The sequence below is a fragment of the Mesorhizobium sp. WSM2561 genome (assembly GCF_000513915.1).
Classification (GTDB): Bacteria; Pseudomonadota; Alphaproteobacteria; order Rhizobiales; family Rhizobiaceae; genus Mesorhizobium; species Mesorhizobium muleiense.
The window spans coordinates 235,079-255,628 of the sequence record NZ_AZUX01000003.1 but is presented as its reverse complement, the minus strand read 5'-3'; the positions used below and the strand labels follow the sequence as shown (position 1 = coordinate 255,628).

Genomic DNA, 20,550 nt, shown 5'->3' with positions numbered 1-20,550 from the left:
ATGCCTCCTCCCAGGCTTTCTGCATGACTATTCGGCAGCCGCGACATGGCGCCGGCTTATCCCGCGCATGAATTCATCGAGCGCTGCCGCCTGCTCGCGGCTCAGTTGCAGGCCGCGCTTGGTCCTGCGCCACAATACATCTTCGGCCGTCATCGCCCATTCATTTTGAACGAGGTAGCGCACCTCGGCCTCGTAGAGATCGGCGCCAAAGTTGCGGCCAAGGTCGGCATTCGACCTGGCGAGGCCCAGCAGCATCCTCGCGCGAGTCCCGTAAAGCCGGGTCAGGCGGCGCGCCAGACGCGCATCGAGGAACGGATAGGCCGTCTTCAGTTTCGCCACTTCGGCGTCGAAGCCGCTCGCCGGGAAATCGCCGCCCGGCAGCGGCGCGTTTGCCGTCCACGGTTTGCCGCGCTTGCCGAGAAAACCCTCGATTTTCTCGAGCATCGATTCCGAAAGCCGGCGATAGGTGGTGATCTTGCCGCCGAAGGTATTGACGATCGGCGCCGTGCCTTCGCCGCCGTCGGTCTTCAGCACATAATCGCGGGTCGCTTCCTGCGCCTTCGAGGCGCCGTCGTCATAAAGCGGGCGCACGGCGGAATAGGTCCAGACGATGTCCGAACGCTTGACCGCCTGCGCGAAATATTCGCTCGCCGCGGCACAGAGGTAATCGATCTCGGCATCGCTGATCTTCACGTCATGCGGGTCGCCGGAAAAGTCCTGGTCGGTGGTGCCGATCAGCGTGAACTCATCCTCATAGGGGATGGCAAAGATGATGCGGCCATCCTTGTTCTGAAAGAAATAGGCGCGCGGATCGTCGAATTTCTTGCTGATGACGATATGGCTGCCCTGTACCAGCCGGACATTGTGCACGTCGTTCAAGCCGACCGTAGCCGACAGCACGTGGTCGACCCATGGGCCGGCGGCGTTGACCAAAAGCCGCGCCTTGACCTCCTCGGTGTCGCCGGTCTGCGTGTTTTCCAGCCTGACCGTCCAAAACTCGCCTTCACGGCGTGCGCCGACGACTTTCGTGCGGGTTCGGATCGTTGCGCCGCGATCGGCGGCGTCGCGGGCGTTCAACGCCACCAGCCGCGCATCGTTGACCCAGCCGTCGGAATATTCGAAGGCCTTGCGAAACAACGGCTTCAGCGGCTTGCCGGCTGGGTCGTTCGCCATGTCCAGCGTCTTGGTCGCCGGCAGCAATTTGCGTCCGCCAATGTGGTCGTAGAGGAAAAGGCCGAGCCTGATCAGCCAGGCCGGGCGCAGGCCGTTGGCATAGGGCAGCACGAAGCGCATCGGCCAGATGATGTGCGGCGCGTTCTTCCAGAGGACCTCGCGCTCCATCAGCGCCTCGCGCACCAGGCGGAACTCATAGAACTCCAGATAGCGCAAGCCGCCATGGATCAGTTTGGTCGAGCCCGAGGACGTGCCGCTGGCCAGATCGTTCATCTCGGCAAGAAACACCGAGAAGCCGCGCCCAACCGCATCGCGGGCAATGCCGCAGCCGTTGATACCGCCACCGATGACGAAGATGTCATGGATCGGGGATGCGCTCACAAAAAGTCCTCCCGGATTTCGCATTGCAGCATTTTTAGGTTTTTACGAAACCGTGTCGGAATTATTTCGAAATAGGAACGAATGTCAAACGAAATATAAACAGCGGGAGTTGCCGCAACGGCACCATCAACGGTCCCATCTAGGAGAGCGAGGTTTCGATCAGTTGAACCTCTGCTTCCTGGCAGATCTTGCGCACCGACGGGATGTCGCAGCGGTCGGTGATGAAAGTGTTGACCTGCGACAGGTGGCCGATGCGAACCGGCGCCGTCCGCTCGAACTTGGTCTGGTCGGAAACGAGGATGACATGCCGGGCATTGGCGATGATCGCCTGCGCCACCTTCACCTCGCGAAAATCGAAATCGAGCAACGCACCGTCATGGTCGATCGCCGAGGCGCCGATCACCGCGTAGTCGACTTTGAACTGCCTGATGAAATCGACCGCCGCCTCGCCGACCACACCGCCGTCGGAACCGCGCACGACGCCGCCGGCAATAACAACTTCGATGGAAGGATATATACGCATCCTGTTGGCAACATTGATATTATTGGTGATGACCATCAGGCCGGCATGATCGAGAAGCGCCTTGCTGACCGACTCCGTCGTGGTGCCGATATTGATGAACAGCGAGGCGTTGTCCGGTATCAGCCTGGCTGCGGCGCGACCGATCGCCTCCTTCTCGTCGGCGGCGATCTTGCGCCGCGCCTCATATTCCATGTTCTCGATGCCGGACGGGAACAGCGCCCCGCCATGGATACGGGAAAGCAGGCGCTGGTCGCACAGATCGTTGAGGTCCTTGCGGATGGTCTGCTGCGTCACGTTGAAATGCGTTGCCAGTTCGTCTACCAGCACGCGGCCATTGTCCTTGGCCATCTGGATGATCTCGGAATGACGCGGCGACAGATACATCGGTGACCTTCCATTTTCGTTTTCCTTGTCTATAGCGAAAAACGAAAGCGGTGAAAAGGCATGGGGCCGGCTAACGAAAAATGCATGCGGCCAAAGACAAACCTCGACGCAACTTCGCCGACCAATTTCCGGCCAGCCGGCGAGCGATTTCGGTGATGACCTCGAATGCGGTGTCGACATCCGCCGCCGTCGTCTCGAACTGGCCGACCTGAAAGCGGATCGCGACCTGCCCGTCCACCCGTGTCTGCGTCAGGTAGATGCGGCCATCGTCGTTGATCGCGTTGACCAGCCGCAGATTGTGTTCGTCCGAATCGGTGCCGGCCGCCCGATGCCGGAACGAGAACAGCGACAGCATCGGCTCCGAGGCGATCTCGAAATCCGGTTCCCTGGCCAGCCGCTCGGCCAGCCCTTCGCTCCAGGCGACATGGTTGCGAATCCTGGTCCGCAGATCTTCCAGCCCGTGGGCGCGCAGCAGGAACCACAGTTTCAGTGCGCGAAAGCGCCGCCCGAGCGGCACCGACCACTCGGAATAGTTGATGATGCCGTCGCGCCCATGCGTCTCCAGGTAATCCGGCTTGATGGCCAGCGTCCGCACCAGGTCTTCCGGCCGGCGGATGAACTGCACCGAGCAGTCGAACTGCGCGCCCAGCCATTTGTGCGGGTTGAAGACGATGGAAGGTTAGCGTTGCTGTTTCCCGGTCTAAAGCGAGATGCTTCATGACGCCTTGGGTTTTCCAGCGGCGTCGAGCCAGGTTCTCTCGAGGATCGTCTCGATCACACCAGCGAGACATTGCCGCCGGCGTGGCGCTCCAGCCGGCCGGCGAGGTCGAGTTCCAGCAGCACCATGAAAACCTGGGCGGGATGCAGGCCGGTGTGGCGGATGATTTCGTCGATCGCCACCGGCGTTGGGCCGAGCGCTTCGATGACGCGGGCGCGGTCGTCTTCGCCGGGTGGCGGTGTTGCCGAAAAGTCGGGCGGCTCTTCGAGCAGCGGCATCCTTGGCGCCAGTGCGCCGACCAGCGGCGCGATCGCACCGGTAATGTCCGATGCTTCGGTGACCAGGGTGGCGCCGTCCTTGAGCAAGGCGTTGGCGCCCGCGGCGCGCGGATCGAGCGGCGAGCCGGGGACGGCGAAGACCAGCCGGCCCATCTCGCCGGCAAGCCTGGCGCTGATCAGCGAGCCGGAACGCAGCGCCGCCTCGACCACGACCAGCCCCAATGCCGCACCGGCGACAAGGCGGTTGCGGCGTGGAAAATCCTGGGCGCGCGGCTGCCAGCCGAACGGCATCTCTGAAATGATGGCGCCGCCGCGCTCGGCAATCTCGTTGCACAATGCGGCATTCTCGGGCGGGTAGGGCAGGTCGAGGCCGCCGGCCAGCACACCGATCGTGCCTGACGCAAGGCTGCCCTGATGGGCTGCCGTGTCGATGCCGCGCGCCAGGCCGGAGACGATGCCGAAGCCGTCGCGGCCGAGTTCGGCGGCGAGCGTCCGCGCCATCTTGATGCCGGCCAGCGAGGCGTTGCGGGCGCCGACTATGGCGACCGCCGGCAGCCGGAACACCGCGCCTTCGCCCTTGACCGCGAGCAGCGGCGGCGGATGGTCCATGCTTTTCATCAGCGGCGGATAGTCGGCCTCGCCAATGCCGACGAAGCGGGCGCCGGCGCGGCGGGCAGTCTCCAGTTCCGCCTCGGCCTCGGCCATCGTCGGGATGCGGACGCTCTTTCTGGCGCCGCCCGAGACCATCAGCTCGGGCAGCATCTCGAGCGCCGTCTCGGCCGAGCCGAAGCGGTTGATCAGGTCGCGAAAGGTGGCGGGGCCGACATTCGGCGTGCGGATCAAACGAAGCCAGCTCAACCGCTGCCGGTCGCTGAGCCGCGTCCCGGCGGCGCGCTGGCTCACTCCCTGGCTCCGATCTTGTTCTCGGTGCCGGCCAGCAGCCGGGTAATGTTGGCCCGGTGTTTTATGATGACGGTCAGGCTCATCAGCGCGAACAGCCCGGCAATCTCGGGCGTGCTGAGGACATAGAGCGCGATCGGCACGACGATTGCTGCCGTCAGCGCCGCCAGCGAGGAATAGCGGAACAGGAAAGCCATGGCCAGCCAGACGACGGCAAAGATCAGCGCCACCTGCCAGGCAAGAGCGATCAACACGCCGAGATAGGTGGCGACCCCTTTGCCGCCCTTGAAACCGAGCCAGACCGGGAAGAGATGGCCGAAGAAGGCGCCGAAGCCGGCCCAGAGCCCGAGCTCCGGGGCAAAGTAACCGGCGATCAGCACCGCCGCCGTCCCTTTCAGCGCGTCGAGCAGCAGCGTGGCGGCAGCCAGGCCCTTGTTGCCGGTGCGCAGCACATTGGTGGCGCCGATATTGCCGGAGCCGATGTTGCGGACGTCGCCAAGGCCGGCGGCACGGGTGATCAGGAGGCCGAACGGGATCGAGCCGAGCAGATAGCCGAACACCAGCGCCAAGACGATGCCGTAAGCCATTGTTCCCCCGGATATGCCCTAAAGCGCGTCGCGTTTGACCGGCCTCATGCGACGCGCTTTAGGTTGCTGTTTTATGCATGTCGTTATCGCAAAACCGCTGCGCACCCTCGGGTCAGGCCCGAGGGCATGCTTTTGCGCGACATGCATTAGGCCGAAAACACTGTGCGGCCCGCCACCATCGTTTGCAAGACCTTGCCCTGCAGCCGCGCGCCTTCGAAACAGGTGTTTTTCGAGCGCGAACGGATGCCGCTTTCGCTGACGATCCATGGCTCGTCGAGATCGACCAGCGCAAGGTCGGCGACCGCACCCGGCTTCAGCGTGCCGCCGGGCAGGCCGAACAGTCTTGCCGGCGCAGTGGACAACGTCTCAACCAACCTGAGCAGCGTCATATCGCCATTGTGGTAGAGCCGCAGCGCCGCGCCGAGCAGCGTTTCCAGTCCGATGGCACCGGCCGCGGCGTCGGCGAAAGGCAGCCGCTTGGTGTCGACGTCCTGCGGGTCGTGCGAGGATACGATGATGTCGATGGTGCCGTCCTTGACCGCCTCGATCATCGCCAGCCGGTCCTCCTCGGCGCGCAGCGGCGGCGTCAGCCGGAAGAAGGTGCGGTATTCGCCGACATCGTTCTCGTTGAGCGACAGATTGTGGATCGAGACGCCTGCTGTGACTTTGGCGCCGTCGGCCTTGGCCCTCGTTACCGCGTTTGCCGCCATCGCAGTCGAAATCTTGGCCGCGTGATAGGCGCCGCCAGTCAGCCGCGCCAGCGCAAGATCGCGCTCCAGCGGAATGGACTCGGCCTCGCGCGGAATGCCGGCAAGGCCGAGCCAGCTGGCATAGAGGCCTTCGTTCATGACGCCTGACGAAGCGAGTTCGGCGTCCTGGGTTTCATGCGCGATCACGCCGCCGAAATCGCGCGCATAGGTCAGCGCGCGGCGCATCACCAGTGCGCTTGCTATGGTGTGCCGCCCGTCGGTGAAGGCGATCGCGCCGGCCTCGCGCAGCAGGCCGAATTCGGTCATCTCGCGGCCTTCGAGCCCCTTGGTGATCGCCGCCGCCGGAAAGATGTTGACGACGGCCGTATCCTTGGCGGTGCGCAGCACGAATTCGACCAGCGCGACATTGTCGATCACCGGGTCGGTGTCGGGCATCATGACGATGGAAGTGACGCCGCCGGCCGCCGCCGCCACGCTGGCCGAAGCGATGGTCTCGCGATGTTCGCCGCCCGGCTCGCCGATGAAGACGCGCGCATCGATCAGGCCGGGAATGATTGCCTTGCCGGCGCAGTCGATGACATTAGCATCTTGCGGAGCGCCCTGGTTCAAGGCCGCCTTGCCGGCGGCGACGATCTTGCGGCCCTCGACAATGACGGTGCCGACCTCGTCAATGCCGCGCGACGGATCGACGATGCGGGCCCGGCTGAACACCGTTGTGCTCATGCGCCGCGGCCCTCATAATTGCGGCGGGGATCGAGCAGCGCTTCCATCACCGCCATGCGCACGGCAACACCCATCTCCACCTGTTCCTGGATGACGCTCTGCGGACCGTCGGCGATTTCCGAGGCGATCTCGACGCCGCGGTTCATCGGGCCGGGATGCATCACCAGAGCGCCGTCCTTGGCCGCCTTCAGCTTCTCGGCGTCGAGGCCGAAATAGTGGAAATACTCACGCACCGAAGGCACGAAGGCGCCTTCCATGCGCTCGCGCTGCAGCCGCAGCATCATCACCACATCCGCGTCCTTGAGCCCTTCGGCCATCGAACGGGTGACGATCACGCCCATTTTCTCGATGCCGGCGGGCAAAAGCGTCGACGGCGCCACGACGCGCACCTGCGCGCCTAGCGCATTGAGCAGCATGATGTTGGAGCGCGCCACGCGCGAATGCAGGATGTCGCCGCAGATCGCCACGATCAGCTTCGACAGCGGGCCCCTGGCGCGGCGGATGGTCAGCGCGTCGAGCAGCGCCTGCGTCGGGTGCTCATGGGCGCCGTCGCCGGCATTGATCACCGAGCAGCCGACCTTTTGCGCCAGCAGCGCGGCGGCACCCGCCGACTGGTGGCGGATGATCAGGATGTCGGGGTGCATGGCGTTCAGCGTCATCGCCGTGTCGATCAGCGTCTCGCCCTTTTTCACCGAGGAACTGGCCACCGACATGTTCATGACGTCGGCGCCGAGCCGTTTTCCGGCCAGTTCGAACGACGATTGCGTCCGGGTCGAAGCTTCGTAGAACAGATTGATCTGGGTGCGGCCACGCAGCGTCGAGGCCTTCTTCTCCGACTGCCGCGAGATCGCGACCGACCGGTCCGCCCTGTCCAGCAAAAGCTCGATGTCGGCGAGGGAAAGATCGCGGATGCCCAGAAGATGGCGGTGGGGGTAGAGTGGCAGGGACGAAGCGTCGGTCATCTCAAGGCGCTGCTATAGGGTGGAGGACCTTTGGCTGCAAGCACCAGCTTTGGATTGCGGCCTTTCTCCCCGGTATTTTCGTCGCGCTCGTTGCGCGGCTTGGGCTATATCTAGCTGATGGCTTCGGATTCGTGGCCTTGTGATGATAAGGACAGTGTGTGACCGACGACGTGACGAACCAGCCGCCGCCGCTGGCAGGCGGCAACGCCTGGCGAGGCGATCCGTTGCTGATCCAGCTTGCCGAGCGTTTTTCCGACCCGGTGCGCAAGGATGTCGATGGGCTTGGCCGTTTCGTGCTGACGCAGGAGGCGCAGGAATTGGCTCGCCTCGCCAATGTCGAGACGCCGAAGCTCAGGACCCATGACCGCCAGGGCCGGCGCATCGATCTGGTCGAGTTCCATCCAGCCTATCATGCGCTGATGCGCCGGTCGGTGGCGAACGGGCTGCATTCGTCGGTCTGGGAAAATGGCGATGCCGAGATCGGCCGCCGCCATCAGGTGCGCGCCGCCCGTTTCTACCTGACGGCGCAGCTCGAAACCGGGCATCTCTGTCCCATCACCATGACCAGCGCCTCGCTGGCAGCGCTGATGGCAAGCCCAAAACTGTTTCGCGAATGGGCGCCGCGGGTGACGACACGCAAATACGACCAGAGCCAGAAGCCGCCGGTCGAAAAAGCCGGGCTGACGCTCGGCATGGGCATGACCGAGAAGCAGGGCGGCACCGACGTCCGCGCCAACGTCACCAGGGCCGAGCGCGCCGGCAGCAGCTTCTATCGGCTGACCGGCCACAAATGGTTCATGTCGGCGCCGATGTCGGATGCGTTCCTGGTGCTTGGACAGGCGCCGGAAGGACTCTCGTGCTTTCTCGTTCCGCGCATTCTCGGCGATGGCTCGGGCAACGGCTTTCGCTTCCAGCGGCTGAAGGACAAGCTTGGCAACCGCTCCAACGCCTCGTCCGAAGTCGAGTTCGTCAATGCCATCGGCGAGATGGTCGGCGAGCCCGGGGCAGGCGTCAAGGCGATCATGGATATGGTGACGCTGACCCGGCTCGACTGCGCGATCGCCTCGTCGGCGATCATGCGAGCCGGGCTGGCCGAAGCCGTCCACCACACCCGTCACCGCCAGGTGTTTGGAACCAATCTGATCGAGCAGCCGCTGATGCAGCGCGTGCTGGCCGACATGGCGCTCGACGTCGCCGCCGCCACCGCGCTGTCATTCCGACTGGCGCGCTCGTTCGACGAGGCGGCCGGCGATCGCGGCGAGGCGGCTTTTGCGCGCGCCATGACGCCGGTCGTCAAATACTGGGTCTGCAAGATCGCGCCGCCGCTGCTCTACGAGGCGATGGAATGCCTCGGCGGCAATGGCTATGTCGAGGAGGCGCCGCTCGCCCGCTACTATCGCGAAGCTCCGGTCAACGCGATCTGGGAGGGATCCGGCAACGTCATGGCGCTCGACGTGCTGCGCGTGCTGGGGCGTGCACCCGGACTGTTCGAGGAGGTGCTGGCCGGCATCGATCGCGATCTCGGCGCCGGCGGGCGCGGCACCGTCGGTGTGCTCAAGGCAGCAATGCAGGTCGCGGCAACCGATGAGGGCTCGGCCCGTCTGCTCACCGAGCAACTGGCGCTGTCGGCGGCGGCGGCGGAGCTTCGCAGGCTGGGGGCAGGGCGGATCGCCGACGCGTTCGTCGAGACGCGCCTCGCCGGCCAGTGGCGCAACACCTATGGCATGCTCGATTCACGCCATGACGCGCGCATGATCATCGACACGCTCTATCCGCCGGTCACCTGAGAAGGCTTCGGGACGGATTTCCCTCGTCGATCGCTGCTCTGTGGAAAGCCGTTAACCTTAACAAATGGTTTCCATTGCGGTCGCAAGCTGCAAAGCCCACTGTCCTGTTTACCGAAGCAGGAACGCTATGCGGCACATATTGAGCTCCTTTCTGGCCTTGCACTGGGCGGTCGTTTTCGCCCTGCTGGCGTTCATCTGCATCGACGGGAATCGCGGCGTTGCGGCAGCGCTTGGCGTGCTCGGCGTTGCCGTCCAGAACACCCGCTTCGTCGACCTCGAAAACGCTATCGTGGTGGCGCCGCTTGCCGTGGCATTGCTTATCGTCGCGGTGCTGTTCTGCTGGGCTTTTGTCGAGACTCTATTCAGCATCCCGACAAATCCGGACGCCACCGACAGCGTTGTGCGGGTGGCCTTCATCTCCGCCTCCGGCGTGCTGTCGCTGATCGTGGTCGGCGGCGCCGCGCAAGGCATCAACGGGCTGTTCATGGCCGTCGCGGTGCAGCTGGCGGCACTGCTGGCTTCCTATGTCGCCATGCTCGCAGAGCGGCGGTCGGCTTTTGCCGCAGTGGATCCGGGCACCGGCGAAATCCGTGCCGCAGCGCATGTGATGGCGAAGGCGGCGGCGCACAACTCGGCGCTCTCGCGCATTTCCGGCCGGCCGGACACAAACTTGAGGCCGGACACGAACTTGAGGGATGGCCGCTGATGCGCACCTTGTTCGCGCTGTGGGCGGCCCCGCTCGCTCTGTTCTGGGGCTGGTTCTTCCTGTCGCTCAACGACATCAATTTCGGCTATGTCATGCTGAGCCGTCAATTGCATGACCTCGTCTTCCAGCTCTATGGCGAGATGCTTGGCATCGATCCGGCGCTCATTCCCGGCATGGTGGCAAAGGCCTGCATCCTCGACAGCTTGCTGCTGATGGCGTTTTGGGCGTTTCGCCGCCGCCGGGTGATCGGAGGCTGGATCAGGATAATGCGCGAGCGCTATCTCGACCAGGCGTCGACGCCGAGCGCCTGAAGCCGGTCGAGCGCGCCCTGCAGAATAAAGGCCGCCGCGGCCGAATCGATCTTGCCGGCGCGTTTGCGGCGCGAAAAATCCATCTCGATCAGCGTCCGCTCGGCCGCCACCGTCGACAGCCGCTCGTCCCACAAAACGAAGGGCAGGTCGGTCACCCCAGCCATGTTACGGGCGAAGGCGCGGGATTTCTGGGCGCGCGGGCCTTCCGACCCGTCCATGTTGACCGGCAGGCCGAGCACCACGGCCCCGACATTCTCTTTCTCCAGCAAGGCGAGCAGCACTGCGGCATCCAGCGAGAATTTCCTGCGCATGATGACGGGACGCGGGTGGGCGAAGGCAAAGCCCCGGTCGGAAACCGCCACGCCAATCGTCTTGTCGCCAAGGTCGAGCCCGGCCAGCGTCTTGCCGCCGCCGAGCCGCGCCGGCAACTCCTCGATGGTGATGATGCTCAACGGCTTTCCTCGGATACGTCCTCAAAGGACGCTGTGGGACTTTAATTTCACTGCCGGCGTTCTATCCTTTGGCGAAGCAAAAATCGAGGAAGGCTTTCATGAAACTGACCTGGTACGGACATTCCGCATTTCGCGTCGAAACCGCCGACGCGAAAATCCTCATCGATCCCTACCTGATCGGCAATCCGTCATGGACGGGCGGCTGGGAAGGACCGGCGGAAGGGGTCACGCATGTCCTGTTGACCCACGGCCACAGCGACCACATCAGCGGTGCGCTCGAAGTGCTCGGGAAAAGCGGCGCCATGCTGGTCGCCAATTTCGAGGTCTGCATGTACCTGGTCGGCAGGGGCGTCAGCGACAAGAAGATCAATCCTGGCAATATCGGCGGCACGATCGATTGCGGCGGCTTCACCACCACCTTCGTCCAGGCGCTGCATTCCTCGTCGTTCCCGGGCGACAAGGGCCAGAACACCTATCTCGGCAATCCCGGGGGCCTCGTGCTGCATTTCCAGGAAGACAAGACGCTCTACCATATGGGCGACACCGACATCTTTTCCGACATGGCGCTGATCAACGAACTGCACGAGCCGAAGATCGGCATCGTGCCGATCGGCGACCGCTTCACCATGGGCGGCGCGGTGGCAGCCCTTGCCTGCCGGCGTTTTTTTCAGTTCGAGACGGTCATTCCCAGTCACTTCGGCACGTTTCCCATCATCGACCAGACCGCCGACAAGTTTGTCGCGGGGTTGGAGGGATCCGGCGTGAAGGTTGCGTTGCCGGAGATCGGCGGGACAATCACCCTGTAGAGCATGCACCTTGTAGAAGCATGCACCTTGTGGAGCATGCCAAAGGCGCAAGCTGTTCGCTGCGACGGCGTTGCGCTGCCATCGACCTTCCGGGCCGGTTCTCGGCACGATGCATGTTGCGCGGCACGCGCCGCGCCGCTATAGCGCGGACTGGTTTTCCCGAGGCACAAGCAAATATGTCCGTTGATCTGCAGACAGTGAAGCGCGTCGCGCGGCTCGCCCGCATTGCGGTGAGCGAGGCGGATGCCGAGCGCATGACCGGCGAGTTGAACGCCATTCTCGGCTTTGTCGAGCAGTTGAACGAGGTCGACGTCTCCGGCGTCGAGCCGATGACGTCGGTCATTCCGATGGAGATGAAGAAGCGCCCGGACGTTGTCACCGACGGCAGCAAGGCGGCCGACATCGTCGCCAACGCACCGGCCACCGAAGAGAATTTCTTCCTCGTTCCGAAGGTCGTGGAGTAGCGCGCCGATGGCAATCGAGATCGCCATCGAAACGCCGCTGCAGGACGACGTGCGCGGGCTGGTCAAGGAGCTCAACGACACGCTGCTGGAACTGACGCCGCCGGAGCACTGCTCCCACATGACCGTCGAGCAGATGGCCGACAACGACACGACTGTCTTCATCGCTCGCGACAACGGCCTCGCCATCGGCTGCGGCGCGCTGAAGCGTCACGACGGCGCCGTCGGCGAGGTCAAGCGCATGTACACTCGGCCGTCGCATCGCGGGCAGAAGATCGGCGCCGGGATCGTCGAGCGAATCGAGGTGCTGGCGCGCCATGAAGGACTGAAGCGTCTGGTGCTGGAAACCGGCGACCGCCATCCGGCTGCGTGGACCGTCTATGAACGCGCCGGTTTTTCGCGCTGCGGCCCGGTGCTGGACTATCCCGATTCCGGGTGGTCGGTGTTTTACGAAAAGAGCCTTGCCTGATGAGCGACCTGACCCACCTGACGATTTCGCAGGCCCGCGCCAAGCTGCGCGCCAGGGAAATCACCGCAACCGAGATCACTGAAGCCTATCTCCAGGCAATCGAGCGGGCCAATCCGGCGCTCAATGCCTATGTCGTCGTAACCGATGACAAGGCGCGCGAGATGGCCAAGGCCTCGGACGCAAAGCTTGCGAAGGGCGAGGGCGGGTCGCTCGAAGGCATTCCGCTCGGCATCAAGGACCTGTTCGGCACCGAAGGCATCCACACCCAGGCCTGCAGCCATGTGCTGGACGGCTTCAAGCCGCACTACGAATCGACCGTCACCGCCAATCTGTGGGCCGACGGCGCCATCATGCTCGGCAAGCTCAACATGGACGAGTTCGCCATGGGCTCGTCCAATGAGAGCTCCTACTACGGCCCAGTCGTCAATCCATGGCGGCGTTCGCGCGTCGACACGATGGTGATGCCGACCACGCATCAGGGCGATGGCGGCTTTGTCTCGGCCGGCGGCACCAGAACCGCGCGCACGCTGGATAACGCCCAGCTCGTGCCGGGCGGCTCGTCGGGTGGCTCGGCCTCCGCCGTTTCGGCGTTCCTGTGTGCCGGTGCCACCGCCACCGACACCGGCGGCTCGATCCGCCAGCCCGCCGCCTTCACCGGCACGGTCGGCATCAAGCCGACCTACGGCCGCTGCTCGCGCTGGGGCATCGTCGCCTTCGCTTCGTCGCTCGACCAGGCCGGTCCGATCGCCCGCGACGTGCGTGACGCCGCGATTCTCTTGAAATCCATGGCCTCGGTCGATCCGAAGGACACCACCTCGGTCGACCGCCCGGTGCCGGATTACGAGGCGGCGATCGGCAAGCCGATCAAGGGCATGAAGGTCGGCATCCCGAGGGAATACCGCGTCGACGGCATGCCCGATGAGATCGAGGCGCTGTGGCAGAAGGGCATTGCCTGGCTGAAAGATGCCGGCGCCGAGATCGTCGACATTTCGCTTCCGCATACCAAATATGCGCTGCCGGCCTATTACATCGTCGCGCCCGCCGAAGCCTCGTCGAACCTAGCCCGCTATGACGGCGTCCGTTACGGGTTGCGCGTGCCGGGCAAGGACATCGTCGACATGTACGAGAAGACCCGCGCCGCCGGCTTCGGCCGCGAGGTCAAGCGCCGCATCATGATCGGCACCTATGTGCTCTCCGCCGGCTACTACGACGCCTACTATCTGCAGGCGCAGAAGGTGCGCAACCTCATCAAGCGGGATTTCGAAAACGCATTCACTGCCGGCGTCGACGTCATCCTGACGCCGGCGACGCCGTCGGCGGCCTTCGGCATCGCCGACGAGGACATGGCCGCCGACCCGGTCAAGATGTACCTCAACGACATCTTCACGGTGACCGTCAACATGGCCGGACTGCCGGGCATCGCCGTGCCCGCAGGGCTCGACGGCAAGGGCCTGCCGCTCGGCCTGCAGCTCATCGGCCGGCCGTTCGACGAGGAAACCTTGTTCCAGACCGCCCATGTCATCGAACAGGCGGCGGGTACGTTCCAGCCGGAAAAGTGGTGGTAGTGTCGTCTCCCACCTGAAGGGGTGAGGGGCGTCGCCTACCGGCTGTCGGGCCGCATCGATCGGCTTTTTCCCGGACCGGATGTCGGCTCGGGCGGCTGACCGATCACGGCTTGCCGTGCCGCCGAGAAGAACTGGCGACGCACCAGAACCGCCAGCAACAGCAGCGTCGACAACACGAATACTTTTGGGTCGACGAACCAGCCGAGATAGCCGATCGAGAAGAACACGCCGCGCATGCCGGAATTGAAATGTTTTCCGGCCAGCATGTTCATGCGTGCCGCCCGCCATACCGCCGTCTCGCTGACCGGGTTGCGTGAAGCCTCGCCGTGCGGGATCGGCACCGCACCGATCAGAATCGAGCAATAGTTGAACAGCCGGTAGGCCCAGCCGAACTTGAAAAAGGAATAGGCAAGGATCAGCACCAATCCGAACACCTTCATCTGAAAGGCGGAGCGGGACGACGTCGCGCCGAGCGGCAGGTCGCTCAGCACCGAAACAACCTGATCGGAGGCGCCGAGCAGGGCAAAACAGCCGCCGATCGCAATCAGCGAACTGGAGGCGAAGAAGGCGGTTCCCTGTTGAAGGCCGGCCATGATGGCGGTGTCGACAATGCGGACCTCGCGTTCGGCCATGTTCCGCATCCAGGCTTGACGCTGGACGTTCATCGCCGTCGTCAGCGACATGCGCCGGACCAGCTTTCCGTCGGAGGCGAGCGTATGCAGCACCCACACGAAAACGAAAAAACCCAGCGCAACGAGGTCTGCCGTCGACAAATGGAAGGAATCGCCCATGCAACCCTCTTACCACAAGCGGTGGCGGCGCTTCGATGGCGGAACGCAACGATGTCGCTGCCGGAGCAAACAAGGTCGGCAGGTGCAGCGCCGCAATCTTCGAAAGAGCGGAAACATCACAGGAATTCCTATATGTAGATTCCAACAGGAGAGAGCGGCGCGTGTTCCTTTCGGTTTTCGACCTGTTCAAGATCGGCATTGGACCATCGAGTTCGCACACGATGGGACCGATGACGGCTGCGCGGCGTTTTCTCGACGAGGTCGCGGGAGACGACTGGCCACGCCCGGCCGGCGCCAAGGTCGACCGCATCGCCGCCAGTCTGCACGGCTCGCTTGCCTATACCGGCATCGGCCATGGTTCAGATCGCGCCGTCGTGCTCGGGCTTGCCGGCCAGACGCCGCAGACGGTAGACCCCGATCAGGCGGACGGCATCGTCGACCGCATCGCCGCCGAGAAGCGGATTTCGCCGCCCGGGCATCCGTCCTATCGCTTCGACCCGGCCACGGATCTGGTGCTGGATCGCAAGACGCCGCTTTCCGGCCACGCCAACGGCATGGCCTTCTCTGCCTATGATGCCGACGACCGCCTGCTGCTCAAGCGTATCTACTATTCGATCGGCGGCGGCTTCGTGGTTTCCGAGGAGGAGCTGCAGCGGATGAAGGCGAAGGGTTCGGTGACGACGGAAGGCAAGAAGGTTCCATACCCCTTCAAGAACGCTGTCGAGATGCTGTCGATGGCCGCGAAAAGCGGTCTTTCCATCGCCGACATGAAGCGCGTCAATGAAGAGACGCAGATGTCGCGCGAGGAGCTCGACGCCGGTCTCGACGGCATCTGGAGAGCCATGAAGAGCTGTATCGAGCGCGGCCTGTCGCAGGACGGCATCATGCCGGGCGGCCTGAAGGTGCGCCGACGTGCGCGTCAGTTGCATGACAAGCTGCAGGAGCAGTGGCGGCAGAACCGACCCAATCCGCTGCTCGCCAACGACTGGCTGTCGATCTATGCCATGGCGGTAAACGAAGAGAACGCCGCCGGCGGGCGCGTCGTCACCGCGCCGACCAATGGTGCTGCAGGCACGCTGCCGGCGGTGCTGCGCTACTGGCTGCATTTCCACCCCGAGGCCGACCAGCCAAGCATCCGCGATTTCCTGCTGACGGCGGCAGCGATCGGCGGCATCATCAAGACCAACGCTTCGATCTCGGGCGCCGAGGTCGGCTGCCAGGGTGAGGTCGGTTCGGCCTCGGCGATGGCGGCAGCGGGGCTGTGCGCCGTGATGGGCGGCACGCCCGAGCAGGTCGAGAACGCCGCCGAGATCGCGCTTGAGCATCATCTCGGCATGACCTGCGATCCGGTCGGCGGGCTGGTGCAGGTGCCTTGCATCGAGCGCAACGCGCTCGGCGCCGTCAAGGCGGTGACTGCCGCGTCGCTGGCCATCAAGGGCGACGGCGTTCATTTCGTGCCGCTCGATGCCGCCATCGAGACCATGCGCCAGACCGGCCTCGACATGAACGAGAAATACAAGGAAACCAGCCTCGGCGGACTGGCCGTCAATATCGTGGAATGCTGAGCCAAGCCTTGCACTGTGGATTGGCACCGTGGAGGACAGCGGCGCTGTGGAGAAAGTCGATTGGGCCAGTTGACGCCTTCGCGCGCCGGACTAAACCTTGATCCATGTCCCTCAATCTCATAAAGCTCTGCGTTGGCTGCGACAGCGTCGAAGATCTCGAAGAGTGGATCGCCTTCCGCCTCGACGAACGGCGGCGCGCCGGTGAACCGGTCGAGCACTACCACACCACCCGCATGATGCCGACGCGCGGCGCCGAGGTCACCGATGGCGGTTCCCTCTACTGGGTAATCAAGGGCAACGTGCAGTGCCGCCAGTTGATCACCGAAATCCGTCCTTTCACCGATGACGAGGGTATCGGTCGCTGTCACCTGATCCTCGATCCCGCGGTCGTGCCGACTGAATGGCAGCCGCGCCGCGCCTTTCAAGGCTGGCGCTATTTGAAACCGTCGGACGCACCGGCCGATCTCTCCAGGGGCAAAGCGGGATTGGTCGAAATGCCGCCGAAACTCAGGCGCGAGCTTGCCGATCTCGGCCTTCTCTAGGAAGACCCCCAAAATTCAAAGCTGCGGTGATCGCCAGCCCTCCAGATCGCCTCATGCTGGGCTTGCAAGCTGTGTGACAACGCCACATCTTGAATGTCATGAGCGACAAGAAGCAGCCCGTGCCCGCAAAGGCCAATCCTGCGCCGGTCGAATCCCAATCGAGCAGCGGCGAGATCGATGCGTTTATCCGTCAGGCAAGGACGCTGGCTGCGTCCGCGACCGGTACTGGCAGGCTGATCCTTTCCCTCGACGCGACGATGAGCCGCCAGCCGACCTGGGATCTCGCCTGTGCGCTGCAGGGCGAGATGTTCGACGCCGTCGGCAAGGCCGGGGCGCTCAAGGTCCAACTGGTCTATTTTCGCGGTTTTGGCGAGTGCCGCTCATCCGCATTCGTCACCGATACGAGCGCGCTGAAGCAGCTGATGACGCGGATCGAATGCCGCAGCGGCCACACCCAGATCGGCAAGGTGCTCGCCCATGCGCTGAAACAGACGGCGGCGGCCAAGGTCAACGCGCTGGTCTATATCGGCGACGCGATGGAGGAAAATATCGACGATCTGGCGGAAAAGGCCGGCAGCCTCGGCCTGCACGGCGTTCCTGTCTTCGTCTTTCAGGAGGGCCATGATGCCGGCGCGGAAAAGGCGTTCAAGGAAATCGCGCGGCTGTCCAAAGGCGCCTGGTTTCGATTTGACCGGCGGGCCGCAGCAACCTTGGCCAGCCTGCTATCGGCGGTCGCCGTGTTTGCGACCGGCGGGCTGAAGGCTCTGGAGGCCAGGGGCAGGCCGGAAGACCGGCTGATGATCGAGCATCTGCGGAGCGGCAGGAAATGATGGGCGCGACTATCGCATTCGTGGCGTTGCTTTTGGTGCTGCTCGGCGTGGCCATGGTGTTTCTGCGCGCCGACCCCGCGAAACTCGCAAGCTGGATGAAGACAGTTGGGCCTGTCCTGCTGGCGCTGATCGGCGTCGCCGCGCTCCTGGTTGGACGCGCAGGCATCGGCGGCTTGATCCTGTCGACGGCGCTCGCCTGGTATGGCTCGATGCGGATGAAGCGGCCGACGGCGAAACTGGAGCCGGGCAAGTATTCGACGGTGCGCACCGCGGCCCTCGAAATGGAGCTTGATCACGATACCGGCAATCTGGAGGGGCTCGTGCTCGCCGGCCGCCATGAAGGCAAGATGCTAGGCACGATGAGCCTTGCGGAATTGCAGCAGCTTTATCGCGAACTCCCCGGCGACCCGGAGAGCCGCCAGCTGCTAGAGACGTATCTTGACGGCAGATTTCCCATCTGGCGCAAATACGCGGAGGCGAATGGTGGCGACGGGCTGGGTGTTTCGCCAGGTTCGGGCGCCATGACTAAGGAGGAGGCCTACAAGATCCTTGGTCTTGAAGCGGGGGCCGCCGCGGCGGATGTCCGCAAGGCGCACCGCCGCCTGATGCAGCGCCTGCACCCCGATCTCGGCGGCACTTCGTTTTTGGCGGCGCGGATCAACGAAGCCAAGGACGTCTTGCTCTCCAATCACAACTAGTCTCCTTCGACGCAGAATTCTTCCGGGAGATGGTTCGACGCCGCCTACTGGTGGACGGCGTAGCACTCGATTTTCTTTTTCTTCAGGGCGTTGCAGGCTTTCGAGGCGGCAGTCTTCGAGCCAAAGCCGAACCGGGCGCGGTAGTAGGTGACGCCGCCCTTCTCGAAGGCGACGGTGAAGCCCACAGCATCGGCCAGGACCGAAGGCGCCTGTTTGCTCGTCTCGTCCAGGAGAGCCTGGGCTTCGGACTGTTTTGGCGAAGAGGCGACCTGGACTGCCCAGCCGGACGGCACCGATGCCGTGTTGACGGGATCGACCTTTGCCGGTTCGCCATAGGCTGCTGCGACCCGTGCGGTCGCCACATCGTCCGCCGTGGTCGCGGCCACTGTTTCGACCTTCCTGGTCTGAGAGACGGGCCGGGTCTCAACGACAGGGGTGGCTTCTTCAACGACGGGCTCGGTTTCCTCCACCAGAGAGGCAATGGCATCGCCGTCCGGGGCCTCGTTGTACGCCGCATCGTCGTCCGGCCTGCTGTCCGGCGTCGGCGCGTCGCGCTTGGGCAGGAATACTTTCGCCAGCGCGGTGATCGGGTTGCCACCACTGGCCTTGGCGATCAGCATGCCGCTGCCGCGCGACGACGCCTTCGGCAGGTAGGTTTTGATCAATGCGGCCATCTGGTTGTCGCGGCTGCCGCCGGATTTCCCGCCTATGACCACCGCGACGATGCGGCGATCGCCGTCGTCGAGCGAGGAAACGAGATTGTAGCCGGAGGCGCGGGTGTAGCCAGTCTTGATGCCATCGACGCCCTTGATGCGTCCAAGCAGCCGGTTGTGGCCGTTGATGCGCCTGCGGCCGTAGAGAAAGGAACGCTGCGAGAAATAGCTGTAATACTGGGGAAAATGCTCCCGTAGCGCGATGCCGAGCACCGCCATGTCGCGCGCGGTGGTGAACTGACCGGGATTTGGCAAGCCGTGGGCGTTGCGGAAAACGGTCCCCTTCATGCCCAGGGCCCGCGCCTTGGCCGTCATCATGTGGGCGAAATTGGCTTCATTGCCGCCGAGAAGTTCGCCGATTGCGGTTGCCGAGTCGTTTGCCGACTTGGTCACCATCGACAGGATCGCGGTCTCGACCGTTATCGCGCCGCCCCGTTTGACGCCGAGTTTGGTCGGCGGTTCGGCAGCAGCATTGGCCGAGAAGACGACCCGGGAGTTCTTGCCGATCTTGCCGTTCGCCATGGCCTCGAAGGCCAGGTAAAGCGTCATCATCTTGGTGAGCGAGGCGGGATAGCGTCGGCCATCGGCATTCGAAGAGTAAAGCACCTTGCCGGTCTTGGCGTCGATGACGATGGCCGCCGACCTCGCCGCCATGGACGAAGCAGCGCCGGCAACGACGAAGGTCATCGCCAAAGCGAGGATCATGATCGTTTTCAAGGAGGACGCGGATTTGGAGAGAATGCCCGACAACGCCTGACGCACCGATGGTTCCTTTGAATTTTTGTTGCGGTGGAGGCGGCAAAGGGGTCCTGCCTCACTTCAAGCCAAGCTATCGCGGCCAGCGTTACCAATCCGTTTATGGTAACCGCGGCGTTCACCATTTTCTTCGAGCTTGAGCTTTTCTTTATTCGAATCTTAGCCATTTCCCGACGGTTGCGCCGATTTGCTGGCCGGATGGCCGGGCACCCGGTGAAACCCACACTCGGTAAAAAACTTGACTTTTTGTGCAGTGCACAATATATTACTTGCATTGCACAACGCGGCCCGGGAAAAGGCCGCGTCCACCGCTCAAGGGCAACTGGCAAGGGATTGCGTGAATGACCCAGACCTATGAAGATTTCAGCAAATACGGCAAGGAGTTTGCGGATAGCGGCTTGAAGAGCTTCGCATCCCTTTCCAAGGGCGCGCAGGCCATCGCCACCGAGGCGGGCGAGTACACCAAGAAAAGCTTCGAGGCCGGCAGCGCAGCAGCCGACAAACTTTTGTCGGCCAAGTCGCTGGAGAAGGCGATCGAGATCCAGTCCGATTTTGCCAGGCAGTCGTACGAAGCCTTCGTCACCGAAGCCACCAAGATCGGTGACCTCTATGCCGAACTCGCCAAGGAAGCCTACAAGCCGTTCGAATCGATCGTCGCAAAGGCGAAATAATCTCGCTATAAGATGTGAACACGGCCCTTTGGCCAGCAAGACGGACCCGGTCGCGAACGTGCGGCCGGGTTTTTTTCATGGCATTAAG

21 protein-coding genes and 1 pseudogene are annotated in these 20,550 nt (G+C 63.6%); 12 read left to right on the top strand and 10 right to left on the bottom strand.

Annotation, left to right across the window (positions count from 1 at the left end):
• Positions 1-27: 27 nt before the first annotated feature.
• The 7 genes and pseudogenes from glpD to M727_RS0106100 form a co-directional block, all read right to left on the bottom strand.
• Positions 28-1,554, bottom strand: a complete 1,527-nt coding sequence (gene glpD / locus M727_RS0106130) for a glycerol-3-phosphate dehydrogenase (RefSeq protein WP_027151932.1) — start codon at positions 1,552-1,554, stop codon at positions 28-30.
• Positions 1,555-1,693: 139 nt separating this feature from the next.
• A complete protein-coding gene (locus tag M727_RS0106125; protein ID WP_027151931.1) occupies positions 1,694-2,461 on the bottom strand; it encodes a DeoR/GlpR family DNA-binding transcription regulator in 768 nt (255 codons plus the stop codon).
• A 70-nt stretch (positions 2,462-2,531) separates the two neighbouring features.
• Positions 2,532-3,137: pseudogene (locus tag M727_RS0106120) on the bottom strand (pyridoxal-dependent decarboxylase); the annotation flags it as partial.
• 98 nt (positions 3,138-3,235) lie between these two features.
• Positions 3,236-4,360, bottom strand: coding sequence for a DNA-processing protein DprA (gene dprA / locus M727_RS0106115; protein WP_027151929.1), 1,125 nt, complete (start codon positions 4,358-4,360; stop codon positions 3,236-3,238).
• The gene (gene plsY / locus M727_RS0106110) at positions 4,357-4,944 is read right to left on the bottom strand and encodes a glycerol-3-phosphate 1-O-acyltransferase PlsY (protein ID WP_027151928.1); all 588 of its coding nucleotides are present in this window, start codon (positions 4,942-4,944) and stop codon (positions 4,357-4,359) included. Before plsY ends, dprA begins: the two co-directional genes overlap by 4 nt.
• 146 nt (positions 4,945-5,090) lie before the next feature.
• The gene (locus tag M727_RS0106105; RefSeq protein WP_027151927.1) at positions 5,091-6,377 is read right to left on the bottom strand and encodes a dihydroorotase; all 1,287 of its coding nucleotides are present in this window, start codon (positions 6,375-6,377) and stop codon (positions 5,091-5,093) included.
• Positions 6,374-7,339 carry an aspartate carbamoyltransferase catalytic subunit gene (locus M727_RS0106100; RefSeq protein ID WP_027151926.1) on the bottom strand — a complete coding sequence of 322 codons (966 nt, stop codon included), beginning with the start codon at positions 7,337-7,339 and terminating at the stop codon, positions 6,374-6,376. The genes M727_RS0106105 and M727_RS0106100 overlap by 4 nt, the downstream gene beginning before the upstream one ends.
• A gap of 158 nt (positions 7,340-7,497) precedes the next feature.
• Between M727_RS0106100 and M727_RS0106095 the strand changes: the two genes are divergently transcribed.
• The 3 genes from M727_RS0106095 to M727_RS0106085 all read left to right on the top strand — a co-directional run bounded on the left by M727_RS0106095 (position 7,498) and on the right by M727_RS0106085 (position 10,143).
• Entirely contained in the window at positions 7,498-9,126 is a 1,629-nt protein-coding gene (locus tag M727_RS0106095; RefSeq protein WP_027151925.1) for a DNA alkylation response protein, read from the top strand.
• Positions 9,127-9,253: 127 nt separating this feature from the next.
• A complete protein-coding gene (locus M727_RS0106090; protein ID WP_027151924.1) occupies positions 9,254-9,832 on the top strand; it encodes a hypothetical protein in 579 nt (192 codons plus the stop codon).
• On the top strand, positions 9,832-10,143 hold the full coding sequence (locus M727_RS0106085) for a DUF6105 family protein (RefSeq protein ID WP_027151923.1): 312 nt from the start codon (positions 9,832-9,834) through the stop codon (positions 10,141-10,143). Before M727_RS0106090 ends, M727_RS0106085 begins: the two co-directional genes overlap by 1 nt.
• Here the strand turns inward: M727_RS0106085 and ruvX are convergent.
• Positions 10,110-10,595 (bottom strand): Holliday junction resolvase RuvX, encoded by a 486-nt coding sequence (gene ruvX, locus M727_RS0106080; protein WP_027151922.1) that lies wholly within the window; start codon positions 10,593-10,595, stop codon positions 10,110-10,112. The two genes, M727_RS0106085 and ruvX, sit on opposite strands and share 34 nt — an antisense overlap.
• Before the next feature lie 98 nt (positions 10,596-10,693).
• Between ruvX and M727_RS0106075 the strand changes: the two genes are divergently transcribed.
• The 4 genes from M727_RS0106075 (at position 10,694) to M727_RS0106060 (ending at position 13,896) form a co-directional block, all read left to right on the top strand.
• Positions 10,694-11,401 carry a metal-dependent hydrolase gene (locus tag M727_RS0106075; RefSeq protein WP_027151921.1) on the top strand — a complete coding sequence of 236 codons (708 nt, stop codon included), beginning with the start codon at positions 10,694-10,696 and terminating at the stop codon, positions 11,399-11,401.
• Between the two features lie 176 nt (positions 11,402-11,577).
• A complete protein-coding gene (gene gatC, locus M727_RS0106070; RefSeq protein ID WP_027151920.1) occupies positions 11,578-11,865 on the top strand; it encodes an Asp-tRNA(Asn)/Glu-tRNA(Gln) amidotransferase subunit GatC in 288 nt (95 codons plus the stop codon).
• A gap of 7 nt (positions 11,866-11,872) precedes the next feature.
• The gene (locus M727_RS0106065; protein WP_027151919.1) at positions 11,873-12,331 is read left to right on the top strand and encodes a GNAT family N-acetyltransferase; all 459 of its coding nucleotides are present in this window, start codon (positions 11,873-11,875) and stop codon (positions 12,329-12,331) included.
• Complete coding sequence (locus M727_RS0106060) at positions 12,331-13,896, top strand: amidase family protein (protein ID WP_027151918.1); 1,566 nt, start codon at positions 12,331-12,333, stop codon at positions 13,894-13,896. The genes M727_RS0106065 and M727_RS0106060 overlap by 1 nt, the downstream gene beginning before the upstream one ends.
• 35 nt (positions 13,897-13,931) lie before the next feature.
• On the opposite strand, the gene M727_RS0106055 is transcribed toward M727_RS0106060, so the two are convergent.
• Positions 13,932-14,687: a DUF599 domain-containing protein gene (locus M727_RS0106055; protein WP_027151917.1), complete on the bottom strand. Its 756-nt coding sequence runs from the start codon at positions 14,685-14,687 to the stop codon at positions 13,932-13,934.
• A 161-nt stretch (positions 14,688-14,848) separates the two neighbouring features.
• On the opposite strand from M727_RS0106055, the gene M727_RS0106050 reads away from it, so the two are divergent.
• The 4 genes from M727_RS0106050 to M727_RS0106035 all read left to right on the top strand — a co-directional run bounded on the left by M727_RS0106050 (position 14,849) and on the right by M727_RS0106035 (position 18,322).
• Positions 14,849-16,252, top strand: coding sequence for an L-serine ammonia-lyase (locus M727_RS0106050; protein WP_027151916.1), 1,404 nt, complete (start codon positions 14,849-14,851; stop codon positions 16,250-16,252).
• A gap of 104 nt (positions 16,253-16,356) precedes the next feature.
• On the top strand, positions 16,357-16,794 hold the full coding sequence (locus M727_RS0106045; RefSeq protein ID WP_027151915.1) for a DUF1489 family protein: 438 nt from the start codon (positions 16,357-16,359) through the stop codon (positions 16,792-16,794).
• A 98-nt stretch (positions 16,795-16,892) separates the two neighbouring features.
• The gene (locus M727_RS0106040) at positions 16,893-17,624 is read left to right on the top strand and encodes a hypothetical protein (protein WP_027151914.1); all 732 of its coding nucleotides are present in this window, start codon (positions 16,893-16,895) and stop codon (positions 17,622-17,624) included.
• Positions 17,621-18,322 (top strand): DnaJ domain-containing protein, encoded by a 702-nt coding sequence (locus tag M727_RS0106035; RefSeq protein WP_198032604.1) that lies wholly within the window; start codon positions 17,621-17,623, stop codon positions 18,320-18,322. Before M727_RS0106040 ends, M727_RS0106035 begins: the two co-directional genes overlap by 4 nt.
• A 44-nt stretch (positions 18,323-18,366) precedes the next feature.
• Here M727_RS0106035 and M727_RS0106030 read toward each other — a convergent pair whose 3' ends face one another.
• Positions 18,367-19,797, bottom strand: coding sequence for a D-alanyl-D-alanine carboxypeptidase (locus M727_RS0106030; protein ID WP_027151912.1), 1,431 nt, complete (start codon positions 19,795-19,797; stop codon positions 18,367-18,369).
• A 335-nt stretch (positions 19,798-20,132) separates the two neighbouring features.
• Here M727_RS0106030 and M727_RS0106025 point away from each other — a divergent pair, with 335 nt between their 5' ends.
• A complete protein-coding gene (locus M727_RS0106025) occupies positions 20,133-20,462 on the top strand; it encodes a phasin family protein (RefSeq protein WP_027151911.1) in 330 nt (109 codons plus the stop codon).
• Positions 20,463-20,550: the final 88 nt, after the last annotated feature.